Source organism: Mumia sp. Pv4-285 (genome assembly GCF_041320275.1).
Taxonomy (GTDB): Bacteria; Actinomycetota; Actinomycetes; order Propionibacteriales; family Nocardioidaceae; genus Mumia; species Mumia qirimensis.
The window spans coordinates 1,575,101-1,592,208 of record NZ_CP162023.1; the positions used below are offsets into that span (position 1 = coordinate 1,575,101).

Sequence of the window (17,108 nt, forward strand, 5' to 3'; positions counted from 1 at the left end):
TCCGACGGGTCGCGCCACGGGTCCCCAGCCGTGGCGCGACCCGCTCACCGTCCGCTCCACCTCCCCGAGGAGTCGCATGACCGCCGCCGCTCCACCCCGTCGCCGTCCGCGCCGATCTCCCGCCGCGTGGGTCCGCGGAGGAGGGCTCAGCACGGTCGTCCTGCTGCTCCCGATGCTGCTCGCGTTCGGACTGTTCTCGTGGTGGCCGATCCTCCGCTCGTTCGTGATGAGCCTCCAGGTCACGAACCTCGTCGGCCCCGCCGAGTGGGTCGGCCTCGACAACTTCCAGGCCGTGCTCGCCGATCCCATGCTCGGTACGGCGCTCTGGAACACGTTCTACTTCGCGCTGCTCGCGCTGATCTTCGGCTATCCCGTGCCCTTGGTCCTCGCGGTCCTGATGAGCGACCTGCGGCGGAGCAAGGGGCTGTACTCGACGCTCGCGTACCTGCCGGTGGTCGTCCCGCCTGCGGTCGCGGTCCTGCTGTGGAAGTTCTTCTACGACGCCAGCCCGAGCGGCGTCTTCAACACGATCCTCGGATGGGTCGGGCTCGGCCCGGTCCCGTGGCTCGAGGACACGGCGTGGGCGATGCCGTCGTTGGTGATCGAGGCGACGTGGGCCGCGGCCGGCGGCACGGTGATCATCTACCTCGCCGCCCTCGTGTCGGTGCCGCCGGAGCTGTACGACGCCGCCGAGATCGACGGGTCCGGGATCTGGCGCAAGATCTGGCACGTGACGCTCCCGCAGATGCGGACGATCCTGCTGATCACGTTGGTCCTCCAGATCATCGGGACGGCGCAGGTGTTCCTGGAGCCGTACCTGTTCACCGACGGCGGCCCCGACAACTCGACGACCACCCTGCTGCTCCTGGTGTACGACTACGCCTTCGGCAACAGCCTGGGTGGCGACTACGGCAAGGCGACCGCGTTGAGCCTCATGCTGGCCGGCGCGCTCGCGATCCTCTCGGCGGTCTACTTCCGCCTGACCCGCAGGTGGAGCGACTCATGAGCCTCGACGCACCCAGCCGACCCGCCGAGGTCGTGGCGGCCGCGTCGGCGACCGCCGGTGCCGCAGCGGCGGGTTCGCGCCGGGCGACGCGCCGCGCACGCCGTACCGAGGACGCGTCGCGCGGCTTCACCTCGGGGCACGACCTCCGGAGACCACGCGTGCTCTGGACGCGGCGCGTCATCAACGCGCTGGTCCTCGTCGGTCTCGTCGTGGTCGCGCTCGGGCCGCTGCTGTGGCTCGCGAAGGCGGCGGTCACGCCGACGCAGGACACCCTGCGCAACCCGATGGCGCTGTTCCCGAACGGCGTCGACTGGGCCAACCTGAGCACGGCCTGGGTCGACCTCAACCTCGACCTGTACTTCCTCAACACGATCATCATTGCGCTCGGCTCGTGGCTGACCCAGATGGTGGTGGCGACGACCGGCGGCTACGTCCTGGCGATCGTGCGGCCCCGCTACGGCAGGGTCCTGTACGGGCTCGTGCTGGCGACGCTGTTCGTCCCGACGGTCGTGCTGCTGGTGCCGCTCTACCTGACGGTGCTCGACGTGCCGATCATCCACGTCTCGCTCCTCAACACCTTCTGGGGTGCGTTCCTGCCGGCGGGGGCGAGCGCGTTCAACGTCGTGCTGGTCAAGCGGTTCCTCGACAACCTGCCGCGGGAGATCATCGAGGCGGCGCGGGTCGACGGGGCGGGACCGTTCCGGCTGTTCGTCTCGATCGTGCTGCCGATGTCGCGGCCGATCCTCGGTGTCGTGTCCGTGTTCGCGGTGCTGGCTGCGTGGAAGGACTTCCTCTGGCCCCTGCTGGTCCTGCCCGACCCGGAGATGCAGCCGCTGTCGGTCCGCCTGCCGACGCTCGCGCCCAAGACGGAGCTGGACGTGTTCCTCGCCGCCCTGCTGCTCTCCACGGCGGTCCCGATCGTCTTCTTCCTCGTGTTCCAGCGCTTCTTCCTCCGCGGCGGGGGGCTCGGCGGCGCGGTGAAGGGCTGAGCGGACAGGACCGTCGGGCCCCGGCGCGTAGGGCGTGTCGGCCGAGGATGGCCGCGACGCCGACCTAGCCTGAGCGCATGTCCTTCGCCGTGCGCAGCCTGCTCGGGCGCGACATGGCGGTCGATCTGGGTACGGCGAACACGCTCGTCTACGTGCGAGGCAAGGGCGTCCTGCTCGACGAACCGTCGGTCGTCGCCCTCGCTGCGCAGACCCATGAGATCCTCGCGGTCGGGTCGGAGGCCAAGCGCATGCACGGCCGGACGCCCGATGCGATCTCGGTGATCCGGCCGATGAAGGACGGCGTCATCGCCGACTTCGAGGCGTGCGAGCACATGCTGCGGCTGTTCATCCAGCAGGTCCACCGCAGGCGCTACTTCACCAAGCCTCGCCTCGTCGTCTGCGTCCCGAGCGCCATCACGTCGGTCGAGCAGCGCGCGGTCCGCGAGGCGGGCTACCAGGCCGGCGCACGCCAGGTGTTCATCGTCGAGGAGCCGATGGCGGCCGCGCTCGGTGCCGGCCTCCCGGTGCACGAGCCGACCGGCAACATGATCGTGGACGTGGGCGGCGGCACGACCGAGGTCGCGGTGATCGCCCTCGGGGGCATCGTGGCGAGCAGGTCGATCAGGACCGCCGGCGACGAGCTCGACGAGGCGATCGTCGCGTGGTTCAAGAAGGAGCACGCGCTGCTGCTGGGGGAGCGCACCGCCGAGGACCTCAAGGTCGCGGCCGGGTCGGCGTTCCCGATGCCGGACGAGCGCACGGTCCAGGTCCGCGGACGCGACCTCGTCGGAGGCCTGCCTCGTACGGTCGAGGTGACCGCCGCGGAGGTCCGGCGGGCGCTCGAGGAACCCGTCGCGGCGATCGTCGACGCCGTCCGCGCCACGCTCGACCTGACTCCGCCGGAGCTGGCCGGCGACATCATGGACCGCGGCATCGTCCTGACCGGTGGGGGAGCGCTCCTGCACGGGCTCGACGACCGTATCCGCCACGAGACCCAGATCCCGGTGCACGTCGTCGACGACCCGCTCCACTCCGTCGCGCTCGGTGCCGGCAAGTGCGTCGAGGAGTTCGACGCGCTGCAGCAGGTGCTCACCTCCGAGCCCCGGAGGTGAGGCGGTGGCCCGGACCAGGACCCGTCCCGACCCCGAGCCGCGCCGTCCTCGCACGGTGCTGCTCGTGCTGCTGCTCGCCGCCGTCGCGCTGATCAGCATCGACCTCACCGGCGCCGGTTCGCCAGCCCGTACGGTCGCCGGCGCGGCGCTCGGCCCGCTCGAGTCGGGTGCGAACCGCCTGCTGTCACCGTTCGGCGTCGACGCGTTCGCGACGCGGGACGACCTCCGGGACAAGAATGCCCAGCTCGAGGCCGAGAACGCCCGGCTGCGTGGCATGGTCGCGTCCTCCGACGTCGACCGCACGCGCCTCGCCGAGTACGACGCGCTGGCCTCGTACGCGACCTCGGCCGACATCGAGACCGTCACCGCGCACGTCGTCGGCGTCGGGTCGGCGCAGACGTTCCGCCGTACGGTCACGATCGACGCGGGCACGACGCGCGGGGTCCGGCGCGACATGACGGTGATCGGTCCGGACGGGCTCGTCGGCAGAGTGATCAGCGCATCGCCCACGAACGCCGTGGTCCTGCTGCTCGTCGACGCCGACTCGGTCGTCGGAGCGCGTCTCGGCGCGGAGCACGAGCTCGGCATGCTTCGCGGCGACGGGTCGCTCTCCGGCACCGGCCGTCTGCAGCTCGAGGCGCTGGACCGCACCGCGGTGCCGAAGGTCGGTGACACGATCGTCTCGTGGGGCTCGCGCGACGGGGTCCCCTACATCGCCGGTGTCCCGATCGGCCGCGTGGAGAAGGTCGTCGAGTCGCCGCGCGACGAGACCGCCGCGGTCACCGTGGCGCCGTACGTCGACTTCTCGGCGCTCGACACCGTCGCGGTCGTCGTCGGTGAGCGCTCGGGGTCCTGACGTGGCCGCCCGTCGCGCAGCGCTCGTGGTCGGTGTGCTGGTCGCCGCCGTGATCGTCCAGGTGAGCGTCCTCGCGCCGCTCGTCCCGACGGCCGTGGTGCCCGACGTGGTGCTCGTCGTGGTCGTGGCGGTCGGACTGTGCAGCGGGTCGACCGACGGCGCCTGGGCCGGGTTCGTCGGCGGCCTGCTGCTCGACGTGGCGCCACCTGCCGACCACCTGCTCGGACGGTGGGCCCTGGCGATGGCGATCGCCGGCTTCCTCGCCGGCACGGTCGACCGCGGGAGCCGCCCGTCCTGGCTCAGCGACGCAGCGACCATCGGCGCGACGGCGTTCGTCGGCCTCTCCGTCTTCGCGCTCACCGGCCTGCTGCTCGGCGAGCCGGGAGTCACGCTGGCCGCAGCGCTGCCCGTGGTCGGACTTGCCGTGGTCTACGACGTCGTCCTCGGGCTGGCGATCGTCCCCGCCGTGCGGACGCTGCTCGCCCGTGCCGAACCCGCGCCCCGGGTCCGGTGGTGACGATGCGTCGCAGCACGGGTCGGCTCGTCGTCGTGCAGGTGCTCGTCGTCGCCCTGTTCGTCACCCTCCTCGCTCGCCTCTGGTACGTCCAGGTCGTCGGCGGTGACGCGTACCAGGCCCAGGCCGAGAACAACGCCAACCGTCAGGTCGTCGTCCAGCCGCAGCGCGGGCTCGTCGTCGACGCGATGGGCCGGCCGCTCGCCGCGAACCGCGTGACGTGGGTCGTGACCGTCGACCGGTCGCGGCTGACCCGTCTCGACGCCGCGGAGCAGGCCGACGTGCTCAAACGCCTCGCCGGGCTCGTCGACCTCAGGTACGACGCCCTGCTCGACCGGATCAAGCTGTGCGGCGAGGAGGGTGCACCTGAACCGCCATCGTGCTGGAACGGCTCGCCGTACGAACCCGTCCCGGTCGCCCAGGACGTGCCGCGCGACGTGGCGCTCTCGCTGTCGGAACGCGCCGAGGAGTTCCCCGCGGTCGCCGCCGAGCAGCGCTCGGTGCGGGCGTACCCGCGTCCCGAGGGCGTCAACGCCGCGCAGCTGCTCGGCTACGTCAGCCCGATCACCGCCGACGAGTACGACGCGGCGCGCGAGGCCGACGACCCCACCCTCAACGCCGCCTCGGTCGTCGGACGCGCCGGCGTCGAGCGCAGCTACGACGACGACCTTCGCGGCGTACCCGGCACGACCGGCAAGTCCGTGGACTCCCGCGGCCGCGTGATCGCGGAAGGCGCCGCCGTGGAGCCCGAGGCCGGCGGCACGCTCGTCACCAGCATCGACGCGCGGGTGCAGGCGCTGACCGAGACGCAGCTCGAGAAGGCGATCAAGAAGGCGCGCACGACCCACGACGACGTGACCGGCCGCGACTACGAGGCATCCGCCGGCGCGGCCGTCGTCCTCGACCCGGACAACGGCCGGGTGATCGCCGCCGCCAGCTATCCGTCGTACGACCCGGAGGTCTGGGTCGACGGCATCACCGACCGACAGCTCGAGGCGCTGTACGCCGACGACTCCGGCACGCCGCTGCTGTCGCGGTTCAGCCAGGCGCAGCTCGCACCGGGCTCGACGTGGAAGCCGTTCGTCGCCGCCGGTGCGCTGGAGGACCGGTGGGAGACCGGAGACCGGCTCGACTGCTCCTCAGGGCTGCAGGTCGGCAACCGCTGGTTCAAGAACTACGAGTCTGCCTCGTACGGGTCGATCGGCTTCGACCAGGCTCTCGCCGTCTCCTGCGACACGTTCTTCTACCGCATCGCCTACTCCGCATGGATGGCCCAGGGCGGCAGCGACGCCGACGAAGGGGTCCACGACCCGCTGGTGGAGATGGCGCGCGCGTTCGGGTTCGGCTCCCGGACGGGCATCGACATCCCGGGGGAGGCTGCCGGCCGGATCGGCGACCGCCCGTGGCGACGGGACTACTGGGAGGCCAACAAGGACCGCTACTGCAAGATCGCGAAGCGTCCGGAGAAGGTCGAGAGCGCCTACCTGCGGCTGTTCGCGCGCGAGTTCTGCGCGGACGGCTACGTCTACCGGGCCGGCGACGCCGTGAACTTCTCGATCGGCCAGGGCGAGACGCTGGTGTCGCCGCTGCAGCTCGCGACCGCGTACGGCGCGCTCGCCAACGGCGGGACCTTGTACGAGCCGCGCGTCGCCAAGGCGGTCCTCGCGGCCGACGGCTCGGTGGTGCGCAAGATCGCGCCGAAGAAGAGCGGGCGGGTCCCGGTGACGAAGAAGCACCTGCGCTACATCGACGATGCGCTCCTCGACACGACGAGGACCGGCACGATGGCCTGGAAGATGGGCGGCTTCCCGCTCGACAAGGTGAAGATCCGCTCGAAGACCGGCACGGCGGAGGTGACCGGACGCCAGACCACCGGCTGGGTCGCCTCGTACGACGAGAACTACGTCGTCGTGATGATGATGGAGCAGGGCGGCACCGGCTCCGGCTCGTCCGGCGAGGCGGTGCGGGCGATCTGGGAGGGCCTGTACGGAGTGAAGGGCGACACGGTCGACCGGGACAGGGCCCTGATGCCGGGCGCACGGCCGCCGAAGGCACTCCCGCGCGTCGCCGACGACGGCAAGATCCTCGCGCCGGAGGCGGCACGCAAGCGTGACGAGGACGGACGATGAGCAGCCGCGGCACCGTACGCCCGCCGGTGCGGCCCGGCAGCGCTGTGCGGCCCTGGTGGGGTGACGTCGACCTTCCGCTGGTCGGGTCCGCGCTCGGCCTCGCGGTGATCGGGATGCTGCTGGTCTGGTCCGCGACGGCGTCGCGCGACGACCTGACCGGCGGCGACCCCACCGCGTACCTCGTCAAGCAGGCCACCAACGTCGTGATCGCCGTCGGGCTCGGTGCCGTGATGGCGTGCACGGACCGTCGGTGGATCCGGCTGTGGGCGCCGGTGGTCTACGGCGGTGCGGTGGTGGGTCTCGCGCTCGTCTTCGTGCCCGGGATCGGGTCCGTCGTCAACGGCTCGCGCTCGTGGCTGCAGGTGGGCGGTCTGTCGCTCCAGCCGGCCGAGCTCGCGAAGCTCGGCGTCGTGCTGGTGATGGCGCTGCTCTTCGCCGAGCGGACCGAGGGCGCGATGCGGCGTACGGTCCGGTCGTCCGACGTCCTGCTGGCCCTCGGCTGCGCGGCCGTGCCGGCGGCGCTGATCCTCGCCCAGCCCGACCTCGGCACCTTGATGGTGATGGTCGCGATCGTGCTCGGGGTCCTCGCGGTCGCGGGTGTCCGGTTGCTGTGGCTGGTCGGGCTGGTCGCCGCCGGGGTCGCGGTCGTCGTGGGCGCGGTGGCGGTCGGGCTGATCGAGGAGTACCAGGTCCTGCGCTTCGAGGCCTTCACCGATCCCGACCTGGACCCGCGGGGCGCCGGCTACAACACCGTGCAGGCGCGGATCGCGATCGGCAACGGCGGAGTCCTCGGCCAGGGCCTGTTCCACGGGACGCAGACGCAGGCCGGTTTCGTGCCCGAGCAGCACACCGACTTCGTGTTCACGGTCGCGGGGGAGGAGCTCGGGCTGCTCGGCGCGGGGCTGGTCGTGGCGCTGCTGGGCGTGCTCGTGTGGCGGTGCCTGCGGATCGCGCGGCGTACGGAGGACCTCTTCGACCGCCTCGCGGCGTCGGGGATCGCCTGCTGGTTCGGCTTCCAGGCGTTCCAGAACGTCGGGATGTCGCTGGGGATCATGCCGGTGACCGGCGTCCCTCTGCCGTTCGTGTCGTACGGCGGTACGGCGTTGTTCGCGTCGGCGATGGCGGTCGGCCTGCTCGTCGCGATCAGCCGCCGCAGCACCCCGCCGGCCGTGGTCGCCCGCTCCCGGGTCACCCGCTCCCGCTGACCGCCGCCCCCCGCTGGTCGAGGACCCCACCTCCCGCTGGTCGAGGACCCCACCTCCCGCTGGTCGAGGACGGCCCCAACCCCCGCTGGTCGAGGCGCGAAGCGATCGAGACCGACCCCCCGACCCCGGGGCAAGCGAGCGATTCGGTGCCTGAGGGCCCGCTCGTTACTCTGGTGAGCATGTCCGTGCAGCACCTCGACACCAGCGTCGTGTCGGTCTTCGACCGGCTCGAGCCGATCCTCCCGACCATCAGCAAGCCGATCCAGTACGTCGGCGGTGAGCTGAACTCGGTCGTCAAGGACTGGGACGGCGTCGACGTGCGATGGGCCCTGATGTATCCGGACGCGTACGAGGTGGGACTCCCCAACCAGGGCGTCCAGATCCTGTACGAGGTCCTCAACGAGCGCGATTGGCTGCTCGCCGAGCGCACGTACGCCGTGTTCCCCGACATGGAAGCCGCGATGCGCGAGCACGGCATCCCGCAGTTCACCGTCGACACGCACCGTCCCGTGCGCGCGTTCGACCTGTTCGGTGTGTCGTTCTCCACCGAGCTCGGCTACACCAACCTGCTCACCGCGCTCGACCTCGCGGGCATCCCGCTGCACGCCGCAGACCGCACCGACGACGACCCGATCGTCCTCGCCGGCGGCCACGCGGCGTTCAACCCCGAGCCGGTCGCGGACTTCGTCGATGCGGCGGTGCTCGGCGACGGCGAGGAGATCGTCCTCAAGATCAGCGAGGTCGTCCGCGAGTGGAAGGCCGAGGGGCGCCCCGGCGGCCGCGACGAGGTGCTGATGCGCCTCGCGGCGTCGGGCAGCGTCTACGTCCCGAAGTTCTACGACGTGACCTACCTCCCCGACGGCCGCATCCAGCGCGTCGCGCCGAACCGTCCCGGCGTCCCGTGGCGGGTCACCAAGCACACGCTGATGGACCTCGACCAGTGGCCGTACCCCAAGAACCCGCTCGTCCCGCTCGCCGAGACCGTGCACGAGCGCTACTCGGTCGAGATCTTCCGCGGCTGCACACGTGGCTGCCGCTTCTGCCAGGCCGGCATGATCACGCGCCCGGTGCGCGAGCGGAGCCTGGAGACGATCGGCCAGATGGTCGACAACGGCCTCAAGAAGTCGGGCTTCGAGGAGGTCGGGCTCCTGTCGCTGAGCAGCGCCGACCACACCGAGATCGGCGAGGTCGCCAAGCAGCTCGGCGACCGCTACGAGGGCACCAACACGTCGTTGTCGCTGCCGAGCACCCGGGTGGACGCCTTCAACATCACGCTGGCCAACGAGTTCAGTCGCAACGGGCGCCGGTCGGGCCTCACGTTCGCGCCCGAGGGCGGCTCCGAGCGTCTCCGCAAGGTGATCAACAAGATGGTCACCGAGGAGGACCTGATCCGTACGGTCGCCGCCGCGTACTCCCACGGCTGGCGTCAGGTGAAGCTCTACTTCATGTGCGGCCTGCCGACCGAGACCGACGAGGACGTCCTCCAGATCGGTGAGCTCGCCAAGAAGGTCATCGAGACCGGGCGCGAGGTGTCGGGCCGCAAGGACATCCGCTGCACGGTGTCTATCGGCGGTTTCGTGCCGAAGCCGCACACGCCGTTCCAGTGGGCTGCTCAGCTCGACCACGAGACCACCGACGACCGGCTGCGCAAGCTGCGTTCCTCGGTGCAGTCCGACAAGCGTTTCGGTCGCGCGATCGGTTTCCGCTACCACGACGGCAAGCCAGGCACGATCGAAGGCCTCCTCTCGCGCGGCGACCGTCGGGTCGGCCGTGTGATCGAGGCGGTGTGGCGCGACGGGGGCCGCTTCGACGGCTGGAGCGAGCACTTCTCGTACGAGCGCTGGGAGCGCAGCACCGCCGAGGCGCTCGCGGACGAGCCCGTCGACCTCGACTGGTACACGACCCGCGAGCGCGAGTACGCCGAGGTGCTCCCGTGGGACCACCTGGACTCCGGCCTGGACCGCGACTGGCTCTGGGAGGACTGGCAGGACGCCATCGATCCCGACGGCGCGATCGAGGTCGAGGACTGCCGCTGGACCCCGTGCTTCGACTGCGGCGTGTGCCCCCAGATGGACACCGAGATCCAGATCGGCCCGACGGGCAAGACGCTGCTGCCGCTCAGCGTCGTCTGATGCTTGTCCGTGCTGCCGGCGCAGCGGACGCATTGGTGCTGGCCGCGCTGCGCGCGCGATGGACCGAGGAGCTGCGCGGCCCGGTCGACGACCCGACGTTCGACGACCGGTTCTCGGCCTGGTTCGCTCGTGAGTCGGCGCAGCGGCTCGCCTGGGTCGCCGAGACCGACGCGGGCGCGCCGGTCGGCATGGTCAACGTTGCGGAGTTCGAGCGGATGCCCAGGCCGGGGGCCGCGCCGAGCCGGTGGGGATACGTCGCCAACACCTACGTGGTGCCTGAGCACCGGGACGCCGGCGTCGGGAGCATGCTCATGGCGGCGCTGACGTCGTACGCGGACGAGGCCGGCCTGGTCCGCCTCGTCCTCAGCCCGACGGCCCGGTCGGTCCCGTTCTACGAGCGGGGCGGGTTCACCGGGGACCACGACCTGCTGCTCCGCCTCCGGGCAGCTGGTCCTCGAGCATGATCGGTCGTGCGACGTACGTCCCGAAGATGCCGAGGAGCACCGCGAGCGCCATGAGCATGGCGGCAGGTGCGGCCCATCCTCCGGTCGCATCGTGCAGGACGCCCGTCCCGAACGGTCCGAGTGCGGCGATCACGTAGCCGATCCCCTGCACGAACGCGGACAGCGCGACGGTGCCTTCATGGGTCCGCGCGCGCTTGGCGATCATCGTCAGCACCCATGGGAAGGCCGTGCTGCCGACGCCCAGGAGCAGCGCCCAGGCCCACGGTGCCTCCGCGGGCCACCAGAGCAGCCCGAGCCACCCCACGACGGTGAGGACGGCGAAGGACCACGGGAGGATCCACGGCCGACGGCCGGTCCAGCCGATCAGCGCCGGCAGCAGGAGGGCCGCCGGGATGCCGATGCCGGTGAGGATCGCGAGCATCGCTCCGGCGTGGGCGTCGTCGAGGCCGGCGTCCTCCAGGATCGCGGGGAACCAGCCGAACTGGGCGTACGCCTGGGCGGCCTGGCAGCCGAAGCACAGGGCCATTGCCCAAGCGAGAGGTGCCCGGACGAGCTCGCCGATGGCGATCCGGGTGTCGCCGTCGGTCGACCGGACGTCGTGCCCGAGGAGCCGCAGCCAGGGCAGCACCGTCACCGCGGCGAGGATCGACCACGCGAAGAGTCCCCAGCGCCAGTTGTCGCCGGCAGCCTCCGAGATGGGCACGGTCAGCGCGGCGGAGAGCGTCGCCCCGCCGACGACCGCGGCGCTCGCGATCGAGGAGACGAGGGCGATGCGGTCGGGGAAATGGAGCTTCACGAGCGGCGGCAGGATGACGTTGCCGACCGCGCAGCCGGCGAGGGACACCGCGGAGGCGACGAGGAATACGGTGCTGCTGTCGACGAAGGCGCGTGAGGCGAGTCCCACCGCGATCGTCGCGAGCGCGACGGTCGCCGTCGTGTGGAGCCCGATCGCGCGGACGACGGCGTTGGCGAGCGATCCGACGACGGCGAACGCGACCACGGGGAGCGTCGTCAGGATGCCCGCCGTGGTGGGGGACATGCCGAGGTCGTCGATGATGTCGGTGAGCACGACGCCGACGCTGCCGACCGACGCCCGGAGGTTCAGGGCGAGAAGCACGATGCAGACGAGGACGAACGCGCGCTTCCCGGCGGACTCGAGGGAGGGCTGCGTCACCGAGCCAATCTGTCACGACGTGCTCCGAAGGACACAGTTGGGTCACGCCGGCTCTTTCCGCGGGTGAGGTATTGACCGTCCGTCGCTGCGCTCGCTAGCGTTCGTATATCGTATAGATTAGCGGTGGTGACCTTGTGGGTCACCACGGCTCAGGACGGATCGGTGGTAGCCGCATGCGGGCATTCTCGAGCTGGACTCCCTCGAGTTCGAAGGGCAGGGCACGGCGCAGCGCACGCGCGGGGGCCGTGGGGATCGCCGTGCTGGCGCTGGCGCTGACCGCGTGCGGCGGCAACGGCGACGAGGCCGAGGGCGAGACCGTGGACGACGCCAAGGTGACGCTCGGCAGCACGGCGATCAGCAACAGCCTCGACCCGGCGGCCGCGCTGTCGTCGGTCGGTCGCACCTACACGAAGCAGGTGTTCGACCAGCTGGTCAGCTTCGACGAGGCGGGTGACATCACCGCCGCCCTCGCCACCGAGTGGAACCGCGTCGACGACACGACGGTCGACTTCACGCTGCGCAAGGACGTCACCTTCTCCAGCGGCGCCGCGCTGGACGCCGCCGCCGTGGTCGCGAACGTCGAGCGGGTCCTCTCCGGAGACCCCGCGTACGCCACCGTGGCCGGCCGCATCGCCACCGTGAAGGAAGCGACCGCGGTGTCGCCCGAGGTCGTCCGCGTCGTCACGTCCACACCGGACGCGATCCTGCTCAACCGCATGACGCTGCTCGACATCGTGGACCCGGCGACCTTCGACGCCGACCGCCCCGCCGGCACGGGACCCTTCGAGGTCACCGGATACGAGGCGGGCACCAAGATCGAGCTCACCCGCAACGACGACTCGTGGCGTGCGACCGACTCGGTCAAGGACCTGACGATCCAGGCCATCCCCAACCCTGCGACGCTCTCCAGTGCCCTGCGCACGGGTGAGGTCGACGTGGCGTTCGGCCTCCCCGCCGACGTCGCGACGCAGCTCGACGGCAGCGGCTTCACCACGGTGCACGAGCCGGCCGGGTCGTCGGCGATCACGAGCCTCATCGCCGACGTCGAGCCCGCCCTCGAGGACGTGCGCGTCCGTGAGGCGATCAACCTCGCCGTCAACCGCCAGGAGTTCGTCGACGCGGTGCTCGGAGGGTTCGGCACGCCCAACGGCAGCCAGCTCCTCCAAGAGGGCTACCTCGGCTACGACGAGACCCTTCCGTCGTACGAGTTCGACCTCGACAAGGCGAAGTCGCTCGTCGCCGAGGCCGGGGTCGAGGGGCTCGAGCTCCCGATCGCGACCACGGCGCTCTTCAAGTCGCAGGCCGAGGCCGTTGCCGGCTACCTCAACGCGGTCGGCTTCAAGAGCGAGGTCGTCGTGCAGGACCTGTCGGCCTTCATCCCGACGCTCCTCATGAAGTCCGAGTACCCGCTGCTCTACTGGCAGACCGACTACTACGACCTGCGCGACATCACGTCGGTCAGCCGTTTCGGTCCGACCGCTCCCGGCCAGCAGGCGCACATCCCGGCCAACGAGTACCAGGACCTGTACGCCACCCAGTCCGGCGAGCTCGACGAGCCCAAGCGAGAGGCCGACATCAAGAAGATGGCGAAGATCCTCAACGACGAGGCCGGCGTCCTGTTCCTCGCGTGGACCGACAACCTCTACACCGTCTCGCCGCGGATCTCGGACCTGCCGCTGTCGGGTGACAGCCTGGTGCGAGCCGAGGCGATCACCGTCAGTGAGTGATCGACATGGGTGACGGAGTGGTGGCGTCGGTCGAGACCGGCGCCACCGCCCCGCCCCCGGCGGAGCGGACACAGGGTCGACGTCGTGCCCGCCGGCTGGGGGTCCTGACCGCTCGACTGCTGCTCACGCTGCTCGGTCTTCTGACGCTGCTGTTCTTCCTGGTCCGGCTCAGCGGCGACCCGGCCGGTGTCCTCGCTGGTCCGTCGGCGACGCCGGACCAGCTGGCCGCGGTGCGTTCGGGTCTCGGCCTGGACCGGCCGCTGCTCGTCCAGTACGCCGCATTCCTCGGCGACGTCGTACGCCTCGACTTCGGCACGTCCGTCTTCTCGGGGGAGTCTGCGCTCGGCACGGCGCTCGGCGCCCTGCCAGCGACACTCGTCCTGCTGGCCACGACGATGGTCCTGTCGGTCGCGATCGGCATCCCGTGCGGCGTGCTGCTCGACCGTGGCGGCCGCGTGACGCGTGCGGTCGTCGGCTCGTCGATGACGCTCGCGCAGGCGGTCCCGACGTTCGTCCTCGGCATCCTCCTGATCTACCTCTTCGCCGTACGCCTCGGCTGGCTGCCGTCGTTCGGCAGCGGGACGCCGGCGACCCTGGTCATGCCGACTCTCGCGCTGGCCGCGTTCGCCGTGGCGCGCACCGCCCGGATGGTCGCCGCGGAGCTCGAGCAGGTGCAGGACCAGGACTTCCTCCGTACGGCGGCAGCCAAGGGCGCGTCGCCCCGCCGGATCCTGTGGCGTCACGCGCTGCCGAACTCGTTCCCGGCTGTCGCGGCCGCGCTCGTCGTCGAAGTCTCGTACCTGATCTCCGGGGCGGTCGTCGTCGAGGTCCTCTTCGCCTACGACGGCATCGGCAAGGAGCTCGTCGACGCGATCTTCGCGCGCGACTACCCGGTGGTCCAGGCGACCGTCTTCGTGATCGGAGTGTTCGTGGTGCTGGTCAACGTCGTCGGTGACGGACTGCTCCGTGCGCTCGACCCGCGGCTGGCGAGGGCCCGCGCGTGAGGCGCCGCGGCTTCGACCTGCGTCTGTGGGCACCGCTCGGCGTCCTCCTCCTCATGGTCCTCGCGTGCTTCGCGGGCCCGAGCCTCCTCGGACCGGAGGGCGGCCAGCAGGCCCTGGGGTCACGGCTGGCGCCGCCGGCCTGGCTCCCCGGAGCGATCGAGGGCCGCCCGCTCGGCACCGACGGGTTCGGACGCGACATGCTCACCCGGACGCTCGAGGGCGGCCAGGTCTCGCTCGAGGTCGGCTTCGGCGCCGCCACCGGTGCCGTGCTGATCGGTCTGGTCCTCGGACTCGTCGCCGGCTACTGGGGCGGGTGGGTCGACCGCGTGATCATGGCAGCGGCCGACATCTGGCTGGCCTTCCCGTTCCTCGTGATCGCGCTGGCGGCGGTCGCCGTCGTGGGTTCCGACATCCCGGTCCTGATCGTGCTCCTCACCCTCGGCGGGTGGGTCCTGCCGACCCGTGTCACCCGCACGATCGCGCTGCGCGTGCGCAGCGAGGACTACGTCGTCGCCGCTGCGGGCGCCGGTGCGTCCGACCTCTACCTCGTACGCCGGCACGTCCTGCCGCAGGTGCTCCCGGCGAACCTCGTGGTCTGGTCGTTCACCGTCGGTGCGCTGGTGGTCATCGAGGGTGCGCTGTCGTTCCTCGGACTGGGCGTGAAGCCCCCGACGGCGTCGTGGGGCAACATCATCGCCGACGGCACCCCCTACCTCGAGACGGCGTGGTGGATCGTCGCCTGGCCCGCGTTGATGATCGTCCTCACCGTGATGTGCGCGAACGCGCTCGGCAACGCGCTGCGCAGCAGGTGGCAGACCGGCGTCGGCGTCATCGACAAGGAGGTGGTCCCGTGACCGCGGCGCTGGAGATCGACGACCTGTGGATCGAGGCCGGTGATCCGGCGGACCCGCTCGTGCTCGTCCGTGGGGTGAGCCTGACCGTCGATGCGGCGACGGTCGTCGGACTCGTGGGCGAGTCGGGCTCCGGCAAGACGGTGACCTGCATGGCCTCCCTCGGGCTGGCCGGGCGCGGCGTCCGGATCACGCGCGGCTCCGTCCGTGCCCAGGGCACGGAGCTCGTGGGCGCCGACGAAGCCACGATGATGCGGGTGCGCGGTGGCGTGGTCGGCACGGTCTTCCAGGATCCGCTGAGCTCCTTGAACCCGCTCCAACGCATCGGCGACCAGATCGCCGAGGCGATCGCGCTCCACCGCGGCGGGCGTCGCAGATCGCACCGGGCGCGCGTCGTCGAGCTGCTCGCCAAGGTCGGCGTCCCGGCCCCGGAGGAGCGCGCACGGGCCTACCCGCACGAGCTGTCCGGCGGCCTGCGGCAGCGCGTGGCGATCGCCATGGCGCTCGCGAACGACCCCGCCCTGCTCGTCGCCGACGAGCCGACGACCGCGCTCGACGTGACGGTGCAGGCACAGGTCCTCGACGTGATCAGGTCGGCCACGCGGGACGAGGCACGCTCGGCGCTGATCGTGACGCACGACCTGGGTCTCGTGGCCGAGGTGGCCGACCGGGTGGCCGTGATGTACGCGGGGCAGATCGTCGAGGAAGGGCCGGTGTCCGTGGTGTTCGGGGACCCGCAGCACCCCTACACCCGTGGACTGCTCGCGAGCCGGCCCGTCCTCGCGCCCGGCCGACGCCGACTCGGCGCGATGGTCGGCCGTCCCCCGCTTCCGGGGGCGTGGCCGACGGGCTGCGCGTTCGCCCCGCGGTGCGACGCGGCGAGCGAGGCGTGCGCCGAGGCGCCACCGGTCCGTACCGGCAGCGACGGCTGGTCGCGCTGCTGGCACCCGAGCGACAGCGAGTCCGGCGGCAACGCGCCGACGGCAGAGGAGGGTGCCGCATGAGTCCCGTCATCGCCCTGGAGTCCCTCTCGAAGGGTTACGACATCGCCGGCGGGTCCCGGCTCACTGCCGTCGACGACGTGAGCCTTCAGATCGCCGCGGGGGAGACGTACGCGCTCGTCGGCGAGAGCGGTTGCGGCAAGTCCACCCTCGCGCGGATGGCGGCGATGCTCGTCACGCCCGACGAGGGCCAGGTCAGCTGGTCCGGCCAGCCGGTGTCGCGCGAGCGCAGGTCGGCCGTGCGCGCACAGCGCGACCACACCCAGTTCGTGTTCCAGGACCCCGCTGCTGCCCTGTCCCCACGCCTCACCGTGGAGGAGGCCGTGAGCGAGCCGCTGCGGATCCGCCGACGCGCCGGTGCCCGGTCGGTCGCCGACCTTCTCGACGACGTGGGGCTCGACCGGTCCATGGGCCGGCGCTACCCGCGTGAGCTGAGCGGCGGTCAGCGCCAACGGGTCGTGATCGCACGGGCGCTCGCGCTGGAGCCGAAGCTGCTGGTCCTCGACGAGCCGGTCGCGTCGCTCGACGTCTCGGTCCAGGCTCAGGTCCTCAACCTGCTCGCCGACCTGCAGGCAGCCCACGGGCTCGCCTATCTCCTCATCGCGCACGACCTGGCCGTCGTCAGCAGCGTCGCCGACCGCATCGGCGTGATGTACCTCGGTCGGATCGTCGAGGAAGGGACGGCGGCCGAGGTCGTCACGCGGCCGCGCCACCCCTACACGCAGATGCTGATCGCCTCGGTCCCGGCCTTCGCGCCGGGAGAGCGCGTCGACGGTCCGCGCGTCGTCGGCGACCCCGCCAGTCCGACCGAGCGCCACGCGGGCTGTGCGTTCGCGTCGCGGTGCACGGTCGCGACCCAGACGTGCCACGAGGTCGTACCCCCACGTCGTGACCTGGGCGGAGTGGCCGTGCGCTGCCACCACGCGTCGTGATCGTCGCGCCGA

15 protein-coding genes are annotated in these 17,108 nt (G+C 71.5%); 14 read left to right on the plus strand and 1 reads right to left on the minus strand.

What is annotated here, in order from left to right; translation table 11 throughout:
• Positions 1–76 precede the first annotated feature (76 nt).
• The 9 genes from AB3M34_RS07610 to AB3M34_RS07650 all read left to right on the plus strand — a co-directional run bounded on the left by AB3M34_RS07610 (position 77) and on the right by AB3M34_RS07650 (position 10,407).
• On the plus strand, positions 77–1,006 hold the full coding sequence (locus tag AB3M34_RS07610; RefSeq protein ID WP_370618704.1) for a carbohydrate ABC transporter permease: 930 nt from the start codon (positions 77–79) through the stop codon (positions 1,004–1,006).
• The gene (locus AB3M34_RS07615) at positions 1,003–1,995 is read left to right on the plus strand and encodes a carbohydrate ABC transporter permease (RefSeq protein WP_370618706.1); all 993 of its coding nucleotides are present in this window, start codon (positions 1,003–1,005) and stop codon (positions 1,993–1,995) included. Before AB3M34_RS07610 ends, AB3M34_RS07615 begins: the two co-directional genes overlap by 4 nt.
• Positions 1,996–2,072: 77 nt before the next feature.
• Positions 2,073–3,107, plus strand: a complete 1,035-nt coding sequence (locus AB3M34_RS07620; RefSeq protein WP_370618708.1) for a rod shape-determining protein — start codon at positions 2,073–2,075, stop codon at positions 3,105–3,107.
• A gap of 4 nt (positions 3,108–3,111) precedes the next feature.
• Entirely contained in the window at positions 3,112–3,963 is an 852-nt protein-coding gene (gene mreC, locus AB3M34_RS07625) for a rod shape-determining protein MreC (RefSeq protein WP_370618710.1), read from the plus strand.
• A 1-nt stretch (position 3,964) separates the two neighbouring features.
• Positions 3,965–4,480: a rod shape-determining protein MreD gene (mreD, locus tag AB3M34_RS07630; RefSeq protein ID WP_370618712.1), complete on the plus strand. Its 516-nt coding sequence runs from the start codon at positions 3,965–3,967 to the stop codon at positions 4,478–4,480.
• Between the two features lie 2 nt (positions 4,481–4,482).
• Positions 4,483–6,606, plus strand: a complete 2,124-nt coding sequence (mrdA, locus tag AB3M34_RS07635) for a penicillin-binding protein 2 (protein WP_370618713.1) — start codon at positions 4,483–4,485, stop codon at positions 6,604–6,606.
• Positions 6,603–7,811 carry a rod shape-determining protein RodA gene (rodA, locus tag AB3M34_RS07640; protein ID WP_370618715.1) on the plus strand — a complete coding sequence of 403 codons (1,209 nt, stop codon included), beginning with the start codon at positions 6,603–6,605 and terminating at the stop codon, positions 7,809–7,811. Before mrdA ends, rodA begins: the two co-directional genes overlap by 4 nt.
• A gap of 179 nt (positions 7,812–7,990) precedes the next feature.
• On the plus strand, positions 7,991–9,943 hold the full coding sequence (locus tag AB3M34_RS07645; protein WP_370618717.1) for a TIGR03960 family B12-binding radical SAM protein: 1,953 nt from the start codon (positions 7,991–7,993) through the stop codon (positions 9,941–9,943).
• Positions 9,943–10,407, plus strand: coding sequence for a GNAT family N-acetyltransferase (locus tag AB3M34_RS07650; protein ID WP_370618719.1), 465 nt, complete (start codon positions 9,943–9,945; stop codon positions 10,405–10,407). Before AB3M34_RS07645 ends, AB3M34_RS07650 begins: the two co-directional genes overlap by 1 nt.
• On the opposite strand, the gene AB3M34_RS07655 is transcribed toward AB3M34_RS07650, so the two are convergent.
• Positions 10,352–11,581 carry a CynX/NimT family MFS transporter gene (locus AB3M34_RS07655; protein ID WP_370618721.1) on the minus strand — a complete coding sequence of 410 codons (1,230 nt, stop codon included), beginning with the start codon at positions 11,579–11,581 and terminating at the stop codon, positions 10,352–10,354. The genes AB3M34_RS07650 and AB3M34_RS07655 overlap by 56 nt on opposite strands.
• Before the next feature lie 245 nt (positions 11,582–11,826).
• Here AB3M34_RS07655 and AB3M34_RS07660 point away from each other — a divergent pair, with 245 nt between their 5' ends.
• From AB3M34_RS07660 to AB3M34_RS07680, 5 genes are read left to right on the plus strand one after another with little or no spacing between them, the layout of a single operon-like run.
• Positions 11,827–13,308: an ABC transporter substrate-binding protein gene (locus AB3M34_RS07660; protein WP_370618723.1), complete on the plus strand. Its 1,482-nt coding sequence runs from the start codon at positions 11,827–11,829 to the stop codon at positions 13,306–13,308.
• Positions 13,309–13,313: 5 nt separating this feature from the next.
• On the plus strand, positions 13,314–14,312 hold the full coding sequence (locus AB3M34_RS07665; protein WP_370619967.1) for an ABC transporter permease: 999 nt from the start codon (positions 13,314–13,316) through the stop codon (positions 14,310–14,312).
• Entirely contained in the window at positions 14,309–15,166 is an 858-nt protein-coding gene (locus AB3M34_RS07670) for an ABC transporter permease (protein WP_370618724.1), read from the plus strand. Before AB3M34_RS07665 ends, AB3M34_RS07670 begins: the two co-directional genes overlap by 4 nt.
• Positions 15,163–16,167 (plus strand): ABC transporter ATP-binding protein, encoded by a 1,005-nt coding sequence (locus AB3M34_RS07675; RefSeq protein ID WP_370618726.1) that lies wholly within the window; start codon positions 15,163–15,165, stop codon positions 16,165–16,167. Before AB3M34_RS07670 ends, AB3M34_RS07675 begins: the two co-directional genes overlap by 4 nt.
• Positions 16,164–17,096: an oligopeptide/dipeptide ABC transporter ATP-binding protein gene (locus tag AB3M34_RS07680; RefSeq protein ID WP_370618728.1), complete on the plus strand. Its 933-nt coding sequence runs from the start codon at positions 16,164–16,166 to the stop codon at positions 17,094–17,096. The genes AB3M34_RS07675 and AB3M34_RS07680 overlap by 4 nt, the downstream gene beginning before the upstream one ends.
• Positions 17,097–17,108: the final 12 nt, after the last annotated feature.